We start from the raw sequence: 15,725 nt of genomic DNA on the forward strand, positions 1-15,725 counted from the left end.
CCGGCTTAAAACCGGGGTTAATCCGGCCAGCGCACGGTCAGGCCACCATCAATCACGATGCTCTGCCCGGTGAGGTAACTCGATTCCTCACTGGTCAAAAACCGCACCAGAGACGCGACTTCATCCGCCCGCCCTACCCGACCCAGCGGGATTGCCCGCGCCGCTTTCGCCAGGCCTTCCGGCCCCAGGGAGTTCTTCGCGTCCAGCGACTGGGGCGTCTCGATCAACCCCGGAATCACCGCGTTGCAACGAATCCCCAACGGCGCCAATTCCACCGCCAGCGACCGACACAACCCCGGCACGCCGGCCTTGGCGGCCGCATAGTGCGCATGCTCCTGCCAGCCATACACGCCACCGGCAATCGACGAAATCGCCACCAACGCACCGCCTTCACTCATGTGGCGGGTCGCCGCGCGGAAGGTGCGCATCACCCCGGTCAGATCGACGTTGAGCATCTCGTTCCACAACTCGTCAGTCATCTCCAGCAGTGGCGCACGGCGCAGCAATCCGGCGTTGGCCACTGCGTAATCGAGGCGACCGAAGTGCTGGACCGCCTGCGCCGCCAGGTTATCCACCGACGCGGTATCGCCCACGTCCAATGGCAGCATCAGGCATTCACCGCCGGCCTCTTCCACCAGCGCAACTGTGTGATGCGGGTCATGGGGATCGGCCGGGTAATACCCACCCACCACCGCCACGCCACTGCGGGCATACGCCACCGCGAGGGCCTGGCCGATGCCGCTGGCGGCACCGGTAATCAATGCAACTTTACGACTCATCAAATAACTCCTTACTGAACGGTTTCCGGACGCACATGGCGTGCGGCAAACATCAACGCACCGGACAGGAAGCACGGCAGCGCGCCGAACCACAGCGCAGCGGTCTGCCAGTCGCTGCCGGCCGACAACACTTGGGTCGCGCCAAACCCGGCGACTACGGCCCCAATCGGTCCCATGGCATGGATGATCGCGCCACCGGTGGCACGGATGCTGGTGGGGAAACTTTCGCTGATGAAAAACAGTGCCGCCGAGTACGGCCCGATCAGGAAGAACAGGCCCAGGCTGTAGAGCCCAACCACCATCGCCATGTTGCTCGGGCCAAACAGCATCCCGGCAAACGACAGCCCGCCGAGCATCCAGCCCAGGCCGATCACGTTGCGCCGGCCGATCTTGTCGCCCATCCAGCCGTGGCTGAGGTAGCCGCAGTAACCCACCAGGTTCGACAGCACGAGGATGATCAGCGAGTTCTCGAACGAGATGTGGTGCACGCTGACGATCACCGAGGTACCCAACACGCTGAACACCTGAATCGCGGCCCAGTTGAGCAACAGCGCCGCACCAATCACCAACGTTGCACGGCGGGCCGGGCCACGGAAGGCGGCCTTGAGGCCGGCCTTGCTGTGTTCGTCATAGTCCACGCCGTAGGTCACAGCGACGTTTTGTGCTTCTTTCACCGAGCCGCTTTTGCGCAGCTCGCTGATGCGTTGGTGAATCTGGAACTGCGGACTCTCCTTGAGCTTGCGCGCCATGACCGCAATCACAATCGCCGGGATCGCCGCAAACACGAAGCAGCCCTGCCAGCCAATCACCGGCAGCAACAGCGCGGTCAAACCTGCCGCGATCAACGCGCCCACCGGCCAGCCGCCTTGCACCAGGCTGTAGATAAAGCCGCGACGCTTGGCCAGTTTCGGGTCATCGGAAGCGGCGTACAGCTCGCTCAGGTAGGTGGCGTTGACAGTTTCCTCGGCATAACCCAGGCCGCCCAGCGAACGGATCAGGATCAGCGAAGACTTGCCCCACGCGCCGCCAATGGCGGTCAGCGCCGAGCAGATTGCCGAACCGGCCACGGTGAAAATGATCCCTTTGCGCCGACCCAGCTTGTCCACGATCGGACCGATGGCCAGCGCGACCACGGCGGTACCTACCGCCACCCATGTCGCTATCTGCGCTTGCTCCACTTCACCCCAATTAAAGTGCCGCCCGATTTCCGGCAGCAAAGTGCCGAAAAGAATGAAGTCATACACCGCAAACACCCAGGCGAAAAACGCGATCCAGGTGGCGAAACGCACTTCCTTGGGCGTCAGTTGCCGGGGTTTCCAGCCAGTCAGATCAAGCTTGTTGTAGATAGACATGAATCGCGCCTCGGGAGGTTGGCCAGGGTTTAGGTACGGGTGTCAGCTCCGCGGTTGGCGGCGGATAAAATCATCGGCGATTTCGTCGAAGGTGACGAAGCGCACGCCGGCATGGCTCTGGATATGTTCGATCAGCCGCTCAAGCATCAGCAGCACTTGCGGGCGGCCGGAAACGTCGGGGTGGATGGTCATGGTGAACACCGCGTGTTCGTGCTCGCGGTAGACCCAGTCGAACTGGTCGCGCCACATTTCTTCGAGGTGACGCGGGTTGACGAAGCCGTGGCTGTTGGGGGCTTTCTTGATGAACATCATCGGTGGCAGATCGTCGAGGTACCAGTTGGCCGGGATCTCCACCAAGTCGGTTTCTTCACCACGCACCAGGGGTTTCATCCAGGTGTCGGGGTGCTGGCTGTAGTCGATCTTGGTCCAGGTGTCGCCCTTGCGGACGTAGTACGGGTGGAAGTCGTTGTGCATCAAGCTGTGGTCGTACTTGATGCCTTTTTTCAACAGCAGTTCGTTGGTGACTTTGCTGAACTCCCACCACGGCGCGACGTAGCCGGTGGGGCGTTTGCCGGTGACTTGGGTGATCAGCTCGATGGACTTGTCGAGGACGATTTCTTCCTGCTCGGCCGTCATCGCAATCGGGTTTTCGTGGCTGTAGCCGTGAACACCGATTTCGTGGCCGGCGTCGGCCACCGCTTTCATCTGCTCGGGGAAGGTTTCCATCGAGTGGCCGGGAATAAACCAGGTGGTGCGCAGGCCATAGCGCTCGAACAATTTGAGCAGGCGTGGCGCACCGATTTCACCGGCGAACAGGCCACGGGAAATGTCGTCCGGGGAGTCTTCGCCGCCATAGGAACCGAGCCAGCCGGCGACCGCGTCGACGTCGACGCCAAATGCACAGAGGATGTCTTTAGCCATGATGTGTCTCCTTAAAAAGTGAGTGCGGTTTCGACTGACAGCGCGGCCCGAAGCAGCCGCGCGTCTTCGCCGCTGGGGGCGCTGAGCAGCAAACCAGTGGGCAGGCCCAGGGCGTCGCGGCCGCTGGGCAGGCTGACGCCGGGCATGTCCAGTAGGCTGCCGGGCATGGTCAGGCGCAGGGTGGCGAGGTTGGTGCTGACGAACAGTTGATCGTCGGCTTCCAGTGGCGCCAGGGCCGGGGCCACATGGGCCACGGTGGGGGTGATGAGGATCGCGCCGTCGAGTTCGTCGATAAGCTGCTGTTGCAGGCGGCGACGGGCTTCGTAGAGCGCCAGCAGTTGGCTGGCCGGCAGCGTGCGGGCCGCTTCAAGGCGACGGCGTACGCGGGGGTCGAGTTGGTTGGCGTCAGGGCTGTCGAGCAGGGCTTCGTGGAGGGCGAAGGCTTCGAAGGAGCCAAGCCAGCCTTGGTGCTGGATCAGGTCGAGGGTGGCCTGGAAAGTCTTCGAGGGGCGCACATCAATCAGCGCACCTTCGGCTTTCAAGCGGTCCACGCAACGCTGCAGGTTATCGCGCACCGCGGGCTCGACGCGGGCGTCGTCGAGCACATTTTGTTCGACCCAAAAACGCTGGCCATTGAGGCTTCGGGCCTGGCGTGGCGGGCGCTGGTCGCGAGCGTTGAGCAGGTCGTCGATGGCCAGCGCATCGCGCACGCTGCGGGTCAGCGGGCCGAGGCTGTCGAGGGTGTGAGCCAGCGGGAAAACGCCGTCGCGGCTGTAGCGCCGGCAACTGCTGCGGTACCCCACTACGCCATTCAGTGCTGCGGGGATACGGATGGAGCCGGCAGTGTCGGTGCCCATGGCGATCGGTACGATGCCGGCCGCCACGGCGACGGCTGAACCGGACGACGAGCCGCCGGGAATCCGCGGTTGATCAACGCTACTCGGGTTGTGCGGCGTGCCGAAATGCGGGTTCAGGCCCAGGCCGGAATACGCCAGCTCGCTGAGGTTGGTCTTGCCCACGCTGACCATGCCGGCGCGGCACAACAGGCCTACGCTCGGCGCATCCAGCAAGGCGGCCGGTGCCTGGGTGCGATAGAGGGCGCCCGCTGTGGTAATGCTGCCGGCCACATCAAACAAATCTTTCCAGGCCAGGGGCACGCCGTCGAACACGCTCAACGGCTGGCCGGCACGCCAACGGGCAGCGGACGCTTCGGCCTCACGGCGGGCGCGCTCGGCGGTCAGGGAAATGAATACGCTGGGGACCTTGCTCGCGTCGGCAAGTGCCTGTTCAAGTGCCTGCACCGGGTCGCTGCGACCGCTGGCGAAATCCTCGGCCAGTGAAGTGGCGTCTGACATGGAATGACCTTCTAAAAACGTACATATTAATAAAATGTACATTTTACAAAGGCAGCTTTCGTGCCAGTCTCGTTGACACCGCGTTGGGCATGTCGGGCAGCTTGAAGCAGATACACGGCCTAGATGGGTTTCAGACATCAAAAGAAATATCGGCGGGCGTTTAACACTCGTCCACAATGAAATAATGTATCTTTTATTAATAAGTACATTCTGGTGCAGAAAAGTAACAACTCCCGCTGCAGGCCCCAAAAAAGTGCCACCGACGTGGCGCAGAGTGACAGGCGCAACTATGAGAGAATCCCCGGCCACCGACCCGTTTGCTCCAGAGAACCCGATGAAAGCAGTGTCAGCCTCGGCTTCCCGTTACGCGATGATTCACCAGGTTTTGCGCGACGCCATCACCCACGGCACCGCGCGCCATGGCCTGGTGTTGCTGGAAGCGCCGCTGGCCGAACTGTTCGGCACCAGCCGAGTGCCGGTGCGCAAAGCCCTGAACCTGTTGCATGACGAAGGGCTGATCTGCCGCTTTGATGGCCGCGGTTACCTGATCAACCCCGAGGGCCTGGACATGGAGCCGCTGCGCCTGCCCCTGAGCCATGCGCACCTGGGCCTCAACGGTGAAGATGAATTGGTGGACACCCGGCCACTGGGGGAGCGAATCGTCGAGGAAATCGGCGCAGCGCTCTCGACCTGCATCGCCTTCGGGCATTACCGCCTGGATGAACAGGCTGCCGCCGAGCACTACAACGTCAGCCGCGCGGTGGTGCGCGAAGCACTGATGCGCCTGCGGGACCGTGGCCTGGTGGAAAAAGAACCCTATTCCCAATGGCTGGCCGGGCCGCTGACCGCCCGGGAAGTCACCGAAGACTACGAACTGCGCGCCTGCCTGGAGCCGGAAGCCCTGCGCCAGAGCGCGCCAAACCTCGACCGCGACCTGCTGCAAGCCATGTTGCAGCGGGTGCTCGACGCCCAGGACAGCGCCCATTGCAGCCTGGAAGAAATCGAGCAAATCGAGGAAGACCTGCACCAGCACTGCCTGGCGGGCCTGCAAAACCGCAAGATCGCCGCGCTGATTCGCCAGGGCCAGAGCCCGATGATCATCAGCCGGATTTTCTACCGCCTGCTGGGCATCGGTGCGGATCCGGCGATGCTGGCCGAGCACCGGCTGATCCTTGAGCTGTTGCTGCATGGTGCATTCGACGCCGCCGCACTGAACCTGCGCGAGCACCTGCAACGGGCCAGGCAGCGGATGTTGCAGCGTTTGAAGGTGCTGTCGGTGCTGCCTGAACAACCTTTACCGACCTACTTGCACAAACTCAGTTGACGAAATGCAATCGAAAATGTGGGAGCGGGCTTGCTCGCGAATGCGGCGCATCAGTCACAGATGCATTGACTGACAGAGCGCATTCGCGAGCAAGCCCGCTCCCACACTTGTTCAGCGGCGCTTTTGAAAATATTGTGCAATATGTTGCTATCTCACCCCACCCATTGAAACCACGGCCGACCCGCCCCATCTAACTTGCATACTTCCTTATGCAGGTGCCCCATGAGCGACCAGCAAGAATTCCCGGACATCGACCTCAACGACTACGCCGATCCGGAAAACGCTGAACACACTTCTTCCAACACTGGCCTGGCCCTGCCAGGGCAAAACCTGCCCGACAAGGTCTACATCATCCCGATCCACAATCGGCCGTTCTTCCCGGCGCAAGTGTTGCCGGTGATCGTCAATGAAGAGCCGTGGGCCGAAACCCTGGAGCTGGTGAGCAAATCCGACCACCACTCCCTTGCCCTGTTCTTCATGGAAACCCCGCCCGAAGATCCGCGCCACTTCGACACCTCCAGCCTGCCGCTGTACGGCACCCTGGTGAAGGTGCATCACGCCAGCCGCGAAAACGGCAAGCTGCAATTCGTCGCCCAGGGCCTGACCCGCGTGCGGATCAAGACCTGGCTCAAGCACCACCGCCCACCGTACCTGGTGGAAGTCGAATACCCGCACCAGCCGACCCAGCCGACCGATGAGGTCAAGGCCTACGGCATGGCGCTGATCAATGCGATCAAGGAACTGCTGCCGCTCAACCCGCTGTACAGCGAAGAACTGAAGAACTACCTCAACCGCTTCAGCCCCAACGATCCGTCGCCGCTGACCGACTTCGCCGCCGCCCTCACCTCGGCCACCGGCAATGAGCTGCAGCAAGTGCTGGACTGCGTGCCCATGCTCAAGCGCATGGAAAAAGTCTTGCCGATGCTGCGCAAGGAGGTCGAAGTCGCGCGCCTGCAAAAAGAAATCTCCGCCGAAGTGAACCGCAAGATCGGCGAGCACCAGCGCGAGTTCTTCCTCAAGGAGCAACTCAAGGTCATCCAGCAGGAACTGGGGCTCACCAAGGACGATCGCAGCGCCGACGTCGAGCAGTTCGAACAACGCCTGATGGACAAGGTGCTGCCGGCCCAGGCGCAAAAACGCATCAGCGAAGAAATGAACAAGCTGTCGATCCTGGAAACCGGTTCACCGGAGTACGCGGTTACCCGCAACTACCTGGACTGGGCCACCTCGGTGCCATGGGGTGTGTATGGCGAGGACAAACTCGACCTGAAACACGCCCGCAAAGTGCTCGACAAGCACCACGCCGGCCTGGACGACATCAAGAGTCGCATCCTCGAATTCCTCGCGGTGGGTGCCTATAAAGGCGAAGTCGCCGGCTCCATCGTATTGCTGGTGGGCCCGCCGGGCGTGGGCAAGACCAGCGTCGGCAAATCGATTGCCGAATCCCTCGGCCGGCCGTTCTACCGCTTCAGCGTCGGCGGCATGCGCGACGAGGCCGAGATCAAGGGCCATCGCCGCACCTACATCGGCGCGATGCCGGGCAAGCTGGTGCAAGCCCTCAAAGATGTGGAAGTGATGAACCCGGTGATCATGCTCGACGAGATCGACAAGATGGGCCAGAGCTACCAGGGCGACCCCGCCTCGGCCCTGCTCGAAACCCTGGATCCGGAACAGAACGTCGAATTCCTCGACCACTACCTGGACCTGCGCCTGGACCTGTCCAAAGTGCTGTTCGTGTGCACCGCCAACACCCTGGACTCGATCCCCGGCCCATTGCTGGACCGCATGGAAGTGATTCGCCTGTCGGGCTACATCACCGAAGAAAAGGTCGCGATTGCCAAGCGTCACCTGTGGCCAAAACAGCTGGAAAAAGCCGGCGTGTCGAAAAACAGCCTGTCCATCAGCGACGGCGCCCTGCGCGCCCTGATCGATGGCTACGCCCGGGAAGCCGGTGTGCGCCAGCTGGAAAAACAGCTGGGCAAACTGGTGCGCAAAGCCGTGGTCAAGCTGCTGGATGAGCCGGACTCGGTGATCAAGATTGGCAACAAGGACCTGGAAGCCTCCCTGGGGATGCCGGTGTTCCGTAACGAGCAAGTGCTGTCGGGCACCGGTGTTATCACCGGTCTGGCGTGGACCAGCATGGGCGGCGCGACCCTGCCGATCGAGGCGACGCGTATTCACACACTGAACCGTGGCTTCAAACTCACCGGGCAACTGGGTGACGTGATGAAGGAATCGGCCGAGATTGCCTACAGCTACATCAGCTCCAACCTGAAGTCGTTCGGCGGTGACCCGAAGTTCTTCGACGAAGCCTTCGTGCACCTGCACGTGCCGGAAGGTGCGACGCCAAAAGATGGACCAAGCGCGGGCGTGACCATGGCCAGTGCGTTGCTGTCCCTGGCACGTAACCAGCCGCCGAAAAAAGGCGTGGCGATGACCGGTGAACTGACGTTGACCGGACATGTACTACCGATTGGTGGGGTCCGCGAGAAGGTTATTGCGGCGCGGCGCCAGAAGATTCACGAACTGATCTTGCCGGAGCCTAACCGCGGGAGCTTTGAAGAGCTGCCGGAGTATCTGAAGGAAGGCATGACGGTACATTTTGCCAAGCGCTTTGCGGATGTGGCGAAGGTGTTGTTCTGAGGTAATAAGCCGCACGTGAAATAACAATGGCCAGGCATCATGCCTGGTCATTGTTATTTAAGGGTTGCTATAACTAAAACGCTGCGCTGATAGCGCATAACAGAATTAAAAACTGTCAGTTCTTACAGTACCGATCCATTCCCAGCCTATTTATATTGAATCCGTTATTCACTGGGAGGATCCTCATGAAAAAGTCAAACTACGCACCGGCAATCACAAGCAATACCACTGGATTATTCAAGGCGACCGTATCTCATCGCGGGGATTTCCTCGCGCAGGAGTTGGAGTATCAAGCGGATGAGCACTGGTTCGGGATCACTGCCATCGCCCAGAAATACAGCGCGCAGAGTGAGCGAAGATTTGAAATGGTGCTGCACAGGGATATTCAATCAGGTACTTACGACTTTGAGGAAGTATCCGTAGGCCCGGTTGTCAGAGTCATTTACTCCAACATGGAGTTGGACGGCTTCGGCTTTATGCACAGACACACCGTTACCAAGCAGGGAACGCTGAAGCTGAAAATCTCCGAAAACAATAACCACTACAGCGGAACACTCGACATGAAAGTCGAGGCGCGAGACGGGGAAACATTGCGGATCGCGGCCACCTTTGATGTATGGCTGGTGATTGTGCTTCGTTAACGGTAAAACGGCATGTGTTGTGCCGCTGTAACACCCTGTCTCATCTTCGGTTATGCTCGCCCTTCGTCGTCAAACAACGGAGCCCCCATGACCGCTGCCCGCCTGCTTCTCCCCCTGAGCCTTTGCCTGCTCGCCGCCTGCGCCAGTGCGCCGAAGCAAAACGTCACCGTGGAAAAACAGAGCGCTTGCCCACTGCAACTCAGGACCGGGCAAAACCTGATCCTGACCCTGCCCAGCAATCCCACCACCGGTTATCGCTGGGCCATCCAGGACTCGGCCGGCGGTGTGCTGCGCAGCCTGAGCCCCGAGGTCTACAGCAACACTGAAGACACCGGCGTGGTCGGCAGCGGCGGTCAATCCACCTGGCGCTTCCAGGCCTTCAACGCCGGCCAGGGCCGTTTGCGTCTCACCTCACAACAACCTTGGGAGCCGGAAGCAGAACCGGCCGAAACCTTCGACTGCGCCATTACGGTGAACTGATATGCCATGGATGATCCTTGCGTTGATGGGTGCGGTGACCTTTATCTACGGCCTGAGCACCCACGCCACCCTGCTCTGCCTGTTGGTAAAGCCGTTACCGGTACTGGCGCTGCTGGGCTGGCTGCATGATGCGCCGCCTACCGACTATCGACGCTGGATCAGCCTGGGGCTGATTTTTTCCCTGGTAGGTGATGTGCTGCTGGCCTGGCCAGGCGACTTGTTCATCTACGGCCTGGGGGCGTTTTTGTTCGCGCACCTGGCGTACCTGAAAGCCTACTTAAGCGACTGCCGCCGCCCGGCGATTTTGCCGCTGGTGTTGGCGCTGGTGGTGGGCGCGATCTTGCTGAGCATCCTGATTTCCCATGGCCTGGGCCCATTGCTGGCGCCGGTGGTGGTTTATGCGCTGGTGATCAGCGCTATGTTGTGGCGAGCACTGGCACGATTGGGTAGCGAAGTGCCCAAGCGTTCGGCGTACCTGGCGGCGGCGGGCGCAGCGTCGTTCGTGTTTTCCGACACGCTGATTGGGATCAATCGGTTTGTGGTTTCGTTTGAAGCGGCGCCGTATTTGCTGATCGTCAGTTATTGGCTGGGGCAGTGGGGGATTACGGCCTCTTCCTTTCCTCAGAAAAAACCCGTCAACCTGTAGGAGCTGGCTTGCCAGCGAAAAAACCCACAGTTGCCGCGCTCATCCAGAAAGTCCGCGTCATCGTTAACGAACATCGCCGGCAAGCCAGCTCCTACGCTAAAATGCCGGGCTTTCCCCCTTCGTCGCCGGAACAGCCGTGAGCAAAGAACCCGATCGCCTATTCGCCCAGCCCCTGCCCCAGGTGCCGGACTTCGCCTTCAACGAAGACGTGGTGCGGGTTTTCCCGGACATGATCAAGCGCTCGGTGCCCGGCTACCCGACCATCGTCGAGAACCTCGGCGTACTCGCGGCGCAGTTTTCCCAGCCCAATAGCGTGCTCTACGACCTCGGTTCATCCCTCGGCGCGGTGACCCAGGCCCTGCGCCGTCACGTGCGCACCGACGGTTGCCGGGTGATTGCTGTGGACAACTCGGCGGCGATGGTCGAGCGTTGCCGCGAATACCTCAACGGCCAGGACTCGATGTTCCAGGAGTTGCTGCCAGTGGAGGTGATCGAGGGCGATATCCTCGCGCTGCAATTCCAGCCGGCTTCGGTGGTGGCGCTGAACTTCACCCTGCAATTTATCGCCCCCGAACAACGCCTGGCCTTGCTCTCGCGCATTCGCCAATCGCTGCTGCCGGGCGGCGCGCTGATCCTTTCGGAAAAGCTGCGCTTCAATGATCCTGAAGAACACGCGCTGCTCACCGATTTGCACATCGCCTTCAAGCGCGCCAACGGCTACAGCGAACTGGAAATCGCCCAGAAGCGCAGCGCCATCGAAAACGTCATGAAGCCCGACAGCCTTGAAGAACACCGTGAACGCCTGCTGGCGGCCGGATTCTCGAAAGTCGTGCCGTGGTTCCAGTGTCTTAACTTTGCCTCGTTGATTGCCTTGCCATGATTGATCTGTCTCCCCTCGCCCGCCATCTGGTCGGCACTCCCCTGGCCGTTTGGGCCCAGGGCCTGCAAGCGCAACTCGATGCGAAGATGGAAAAAGGTCATGGCGACCTGGAGCGCTGGCAGAGCGCACTGGATGCGCTGCCGAAAATCATGCCCAGCGAAATCGACCTGCTCAATGGCCTGGTGCTCGACACCGATTGCGACGACGAAACCCGTGCGCAAATGCTTACGGCCTTGCTGGGCTTATGCCCGTGGCGCAAAGGCCCGTTTGATCTGTTCGGCGTGCACGTCGACACCGAATGGCGCTCGGACTGGAAGTGGTCGCGAGTCGCGCCACACCTGGATCTGAAGGGCAAACGCATCCTCGATGTGGGCTGCGGTAACGGCTATTACATGTGGCGCATGCTCGGCGCCGGGGCGGACAGCGTGATTGGCGTCGACCCCAACTGGCTGTTCTTCTGCCAGTTCCAGGCGGTGCAGCGCTACTTGCCTGAGCCAAAGGCCTGGCACCTGCCGTTCCCGTTTGAAGACCTGCCGCCGAATATGGAAGGCTTCGATACCGTATTTTCCATGGGCGTGTTTTACCACCGCCGTTCGCCGATCGAGCATTTGCTGGCGTTGAAGGATTGCCTGGTCAAGGGCGGTGAGTTGGTGCTGGAGACGCTGGTGGTTGAAGGCGATCAGCAGCAGGTGCTGGTGCCGGAAGACCGTTACGCGCAGATGCGCAACGTGTGGTTCCTGCCGTCGGTGCCGGCGCTGATGCTGTGGCTGCGCCGCGCGGGCTTCACCGACGTGCGCTGTGTGGATGTGAGCGTGACGACGATTGAGGAACAGCGCGGCACGGAGTGGATGAAGTATCAGTCCCTCAGCGACTTCCTGGACCCTGAGGATCACAGCAAGACCATCGAAGGGCTGCCGGCGCCGATGCGGGCGGTGATTGTCGCGAAGAAATAAGACTGCTGTTGTGTTGAAGAAATAAGACTGCTGTTGTGGCGAGGGAGCTTGCTCCCGCTGGGCTGCGTAGCGGCCCCAAAATCTGGGGAGCGCTGCGCACTCCAGCGGGAGCAAGCTCCCTCGCCACAGGGTATCGCGTCAGCCTTTGGCGCGACGCGCCTTGAAGAACTCGCTCAACACTGTCCCGCACTCTTCGGCCAACACCCCGCCTTCATACAGCACCCGATGATTGAGAAAGCCCTGGGTAAAAAACTGCCCTTGGCTTTGCACGATCCCGGCTTTTGGTTCGAGCGCGCCGTACACCACCCGGGCGATCCGCGAGTGGACGATCAGCCCGGCGCACATGCTGCACGGCTCCAGCGTGACGTAGAGTGTACTGCCCGGCAGCCGGTAATTACTGACAGCCTGGGCGGCGGCCCGGATCGCGACCATCTCGGCATGCGCACTGGGGTCGTTGCCGCTGATGGGGCAGTTGAAGCCACGCCCGATGATTTCTCCATCCTGCACCAGCACCGCGCCCACCGGCACCTCACCCAGCGCGGCGCCTTGGGCGGCCAGGGTCAGCGCTTCACGCATGAAGTCCTGGTCGCGGCTGCGGTCGATAATCGCCGTGGGGCGAAACTGGCGCATCACGCCACCTCGATGGCGGCCATCAGGCCGGTTTCCATGTGGTCGATCACATGGCAATGGAACATCCAGACACCCGGGTTATCCGCCACCAACGCTACGCGGGCACGTTCGTTCTTGCCCAGCAGGTAGGTGTCGGTGAAGTACGGAATCACCTTGTGGCGGTTCGAGGCGATGACCTTGAAACTCATACCGTGCAGGTGGATCGGGTGTTGGTACTGGGTCATGTTCTTCAATTCAAAAATGTAGCTCTTGCCCTTTTCCAGCTTGGCAATCGGGCGGTCGGCGCAGGTCTTGTCGGTGATGTCCCAGGCCTGGCCGTTGATCTGCCACAGGCTCGGCGGCTTATTGTCCACGTTCACCGAAACCGATCCAACCCATTCGAAATTGAAGTTGAGTTTCTCGGCATTCGCCAGGTCCGGCTCGGCGACCGGGTTGGCGGGCAACGCAGGCGGCCATTCGGTAGGTGCGTCGGTGCTGGCGACCGAGCGGAAGGTGCCCAGGCGTACCGGCCCGTTACGGATCGACAGTTCTTCACCGGCGGGAGGCGCCTTGATCGCCAGGCAGATACGCATGCCGGGGCCCAGCCAGTACTCCTTGCCCAGCGGGCGTGGTTCGACGGGATTGCCGTCCAGGGCATAGATCTGCGCTTCAACGTCGGGGATGTTAATGCGATAGGTCAGGGTGTTATCGAGGTTGAGCAGGCGCACGCGGGTGATCTGGCCGGCCGGCAGATCGATCACCGCCTGAGACACACCGTTGATGGTCGACAGGCGCCCGGCGGTACCGCCACGGGCCGCTTCACGCGGGATACTGAAGGCCACAAAGGCGCCCTCTTCGTCCACGTGCCAGCTTTTCAGGCTCAAGGTGCGTTCGTGTTTGAAACCGGTGGGTTCGCGTTCTTCGACAATCAGCGGGCCCACCAGGCCACGGCCGAGTTCTTCGCTGCTGTTCACATGAGGGTGGTACCAGTAGCTGCCGGCATCGGGCACGCGGAATTTGTAGTCGAAGTATTCGCCCGGCAGTACCGGCAATTGCGAGACATACGGCACGCCGTCCATTTCCAGCGGCAGGCGAATGCCGTGCCAGTGGATGGTGGTGGCGACGGGCAGGTGGTTGATAAAGCGCACCCGCAGCCATTCACCCTGACGCACCCGCAACTCGGTGCCGGGGGCCGAAGGGCCGAACGCCCAGGCTTCGGTCTTGTGTCCCGGTACCAGCTCCACCTCCAGCGGCGCGGCGATCAACTCGTAATCGTGCCCCGCCTCGGCCTCGGCGACCTTGCCCAGCCAATAGCGGTAGGCACCACCGGCACCAACGCCCACTACCGCGAGACCGGCAAGACCACCCAGGATTTGTCGACGGGAAAACGATTGGGACACAACAACCTCACGTATCTGCCGCGGGTCCGAGACCCGCAAAGGGCAGATACCATACACCGGCATCACCTAAACAGTAAGGGTTCGCATTGCCACATGTGGGAGCAGGCTTGTGTGGGAGCGGGCTTGCTCGCGAAAGCGGTGGGTCTGTTACTCATGCATCGGCTGACACGCCGCCTTCGCGAGCAAGCCCGCTCCCACATTGGATCTTCGGCGCTCTTTTAATGTTTGGCGGCGGCCAGAATCAAGGCTTTCATCTCGGCGACGGCGCCTTTGAAGCCGACGAACAGCGCGTGAGCCACCAGCGCATGGCCGATGTTCAGCTCGTTGATGCCCTTGATCGCAGCCACCGCTTCGACGTTGTGGTAATGCAGGCCGTGGCCGGCGTTGACGATCAGGCCTTCGCCCAGGCCGCAGTTAACGCCATCGATGATGCGCTGCAATTCATCGGCAACTTCAGTCGGCGTAGTGGCGTCGGCGTAACGGCCGGTGTGCAGTTCGATGGCCGGTGCGCCCACACGGCGCGACGCTTCGATCTGGCGCTCGTCGGCGTCGATGAACAGCGAGACTTCACTGCCGATCTTCGACAGACGCTCCACGGCAGCCTTGATCCGCGCTTCCTGGCCGGCCACATCGAGGCCGCCTTCGGTGGTGAGTTCCTGGCGGGTTTCCGGCACCAGGCAGATATGCGCCGGGCGGATGCGCTCGGCGAACGCCATCATTTCTTCGGTGACGCCCATTTCGAAGTTCATTCGGGTTTGCAGCACGTCCTTGAGCAGCAGCACGTCGCGCTCCTGGATGTGGCGGCGGTCTTCGCGCAGGTGCACGGTGATGCCGTCGGCGCCCGCTTCTTCGGCGTCCAGCGCGGCCTTGACCGGATCCGGGTAACGGGTGCCCCGGGCCTGGCGCAGGGTGGCTACGTGGTCGATGTTCACGCCGAGAAGAATGCGATTGCTGGTGGTCACGAAAAGCGCTCCTGAAGAGGGAAGGAATCGCTGCACAGCATACACGGGGATGTCAGGGCTTTCGAAACAACTCGCGGCTGACCAGTGGCCGACCGCCCAAATGCACGGCCAGGGCCTGGCGCATCAAGCGCTTGGCCGCGGACAAGGCGCCGGGGGCCGTCCAGTCGGCTTCGCTCATGGCCAGCAGCTCAGTGCCCTGGAACAGGCCGGGTTGCAGCAGGTAGACCCGCTCCAGGCCTGCGTCCACTTGCAGGCGGTACATGCCGTCGGCGGCGATGGGATCGCCGTGCAAGTCCTGGCTCAGTTCGAAGCCGTAGCCCAAGTCATCCAGCAGGCGCCATTCGAATGCGCGTAGCAGCGGTTCGAGGGGGCGGCCTTCGGCGAGGGCAAGCAAGGTGGCGGCGTAGTGATCGAAGACGCCGGGGTGTGGGTCTTCGGCGGGGAGCAGACGGATCAGCAATTCGTTGAGGTAGAGGCCGCTGAACAGCGCCTCGCCGTTGAGCCAGTTGGAGACGCCCGCGGCTTCCATGCGGCCGACGTTCTTCAGCTCGCCACGTCCGCGAAACTCCACTTCCAACGCCACGAAAGGCCGCGCCAGGGTGCCGGCCTTGCCACGGGCGCTGCGCAAGACTGCGCGCAGCCGGCCTTGGGGTGTGAGGAAGTCCACCAGGGCGCTGGTCTCGCGGTAGGCGCGGCTGTGCAAGACGTAGGCGGGTTGGCCGGTGGGTGGGGTTTGGGACATTGGGTTCTCGCTGCGGGAACACGGTCTGGAAAACAACG

At 61.6% G+C, this 15,725-nt stretch carries 15 protein-coding genes; 7 read left to right on the plus strand and 8 right to left on the minus strand.

The window, feature by feature from the left end; all coding sequences use genetic code 11:
• Positions 1–17: 17 nt before the first annotated feature.
• From SNL23_RS11315 to SNL23_RS11330, 4 genes are read right to left on the minus strand one after another with little or no spacing between them, the layout of a single operon-like run.
• Positions 18–779 (minus strand): SDR family NAD(P)-dependent oxidoreductase, encoded by a 762-nt coding sequence (locus SNL23_RS11315; RefSeq protein WP_076017593.1) that lies wholly within the window; start codon positions 777–779, stop codon positions 18–20.
• A gap of 11 nt (positions 780–790) precedes the next feature.
• A complete protein-coding gene (locus SNL23_RS11320; protein WP_017476084.1) occupies positions 791–2,131 on the minus strand; it encodes an MFS transporter in 1,341 nt (446 codons plus the stop codon).
• Positions 2,132–2,173: 42 nt separating this feature from the next.
• Positions 2,174–3,052, minus strand: a complete 879-nt coding sequence (locus SNL23_RS11325; protein ID WP_318302279.1) for a polysaccharide deacetylase family protein — start codon at positions 3,050–3,052, stop codon at positions 2,174–2,176.
• Positions 3,053–3,063: 11 nt separating this feature from the next.
• The gene (locus SNL23_RS11330) at positions 3,064–4,407 is read right to left on the minus strand and encodes an amidase (protein ID WP_318302280.1); all 1,344 of its coding nucleotides are present in this window, start codon (positions 4,405–4,407) and stop codon (positions 3,064–3,066) included.
• Between the two features lie 334 nt (positions 4,408–4,741).
• Here SNL23_RS11330 and SNL23_RS11335 point away from each other — a divergent pair, with 334 nt between their 5' ends.
• The 7 genes from SNL23_RS11335 to cmoB all read left to right on the plus strand — a co-directional run bounded on the left by SNL23_RS11335 (position 4,742) and on the right by cmoB (position 11,974).
• Positions 4,742–5,731 (plus strand): GntR family transcriptional regulator, encoded by a 990-nt coding sequence (locus SNL23_RS11335; RefSeq protein WP_318302284.1) that lies wholly within the window; start codon positions 4,742–4,744, stop codon positions 5,729–5,731.
• Between the two features lie 222 nt (positions 5,732–5,953).
• On the plus strand, positions 5,954–8,374 hold the full coding sequence (gene lon, locus SNL23_RS11340; protein WP_318302281.1) for an endopeptidase La: 2,421 nt from the start codon (positions 5,954–5,956) through the stop codon (positions 8,372–8,374).
• A 185-nt stretch (positions 8,375–8,559) separates the two neighbouring features.
• Positions 8,560–9,015: a hypothetical protein gene (locus SNL23_RS11345; protein ID WP_318302282.1), complete on the plus strand. Its 456-nt coding sequence runs from the start codon at positions 8,560–8,562 to the stop codon at positions 9,013–9,015.
• An 87-nt stretch (positions 9,016–9,102) separates the two neighbouring features.
• A complete protein-coding gene (locus SNL23_RS11350) occupies positions 9,103–9,495 on the plus strand; it encodes a protease inhibitor I42 family protein (RefSeq protein ID WP_076017598.1) in 393 nt (130 codons plus the stop codon).
• Between the two features lies 1 nt (position 9,496).
• Positions 9,497–10,141, plus strand: a complete 645-nt coding sequence (locus SNL23_RS11355; RefSeq protein WP_318302283.1) for a lysoplasmalogenase — start codon at positions 9,497–9,499, stop codon at positions 10,139–10,141.
• Between the two features lie 136 nt (positions 10,142–10,277).
• A complete protein-coding gene (gene cmoA, locus SNL23_RS11360) occupies positions 10,278–11,021 on the plus strand; it encodes a carboxy-S-adenosyl-L-methionine synthase CmoA (RefSeq protein ID WP_076017600.1) in 744 nt (247 codons plus the stop codon).
• The gene (gene cmoB, locus SNL23_RS11365) at positions 11,018–11,974 is read left to right on the plus strand and encodes a tRNA 5-methoxyuridine(34)/uridine 5-oxyacetic acid(34) synthase CmoB (RefSeq protein WP_076017601.1); all 957 of its coding nucleotides are present in this window, start codon (positions 11,018–11,020) and stop codon (positions 11,972–11,974) included. Before cmoA ends, cmoB begins: the two co-directional genes overlap by 4 nt.
• Positions 11,975–12,112: 138 nt before the next feature.
• Here the strand turns inward: cmoB and tadA are convergent, their stop codons facing one another.
• From tadA to recO, 4 genes are all read right to left on the minus strand, one after another.
• Complete coding sequence (gene tadA / locus SNL23_RS11370) at positions 12,113–12,604, minus strand: tRNA adenosine(34) deaminase TadA (RefSeq protein WP_076017602.1); 492 nt, start codon at positions 12,602–12,604, stop codon at positions 12,113–12,115.
• Positions 12,604–13,983 carry a multicopper oxidase family protein gene (locus SNL23_RS11375; protein ID WP_076017603.1) on the minus strand — a complete coding sequence of 460 codons (1,380 nt, stop codon included), beginning with the start codon at positions 13,981–13,983 and terminating at the stop codon, positions 12,604–12,606. Before SNL23_RS11375 ends, tadA begins: the two co-directional genes overlap by 1 nt.
• Positions 13,984–14,201: 218 nt before the next feature.
• Entirely contained in the window at positions 14,202–14,945 is a 744-nt protein-coding gene (pdxJ, locus tag SNL23_RS11380) for a pyridoxine 5'-phosphate synthase (protein ID WP_003210427.1), read from the minus strand.
• Between the two features lie 52 nt (positions 14,946–14,997).
• Positions 14,998–15,687, minus strand: coding sequence for a DNA repair protein RecO (gene recO, locus SNL23_RS11385; RefSeq protein WP_076017604.1), 690 nt, complete (start codon positions 15,685–15,687; stop codon positions 14,998–15,000).
• Between the last annotated feature and the right edge of the window lie 38 nt (positions 15,688–15,725).

Source organism: Pseudomonas sp. SED1, from assembly GCF_034044025.1.
Taxonomy (GTDB): domain Bacteria; phylum Pseudomonadota; class Gammaproteobacteria; order Pseudomonadales; family Pseudomonadaceae; genus Aquipseudomonas.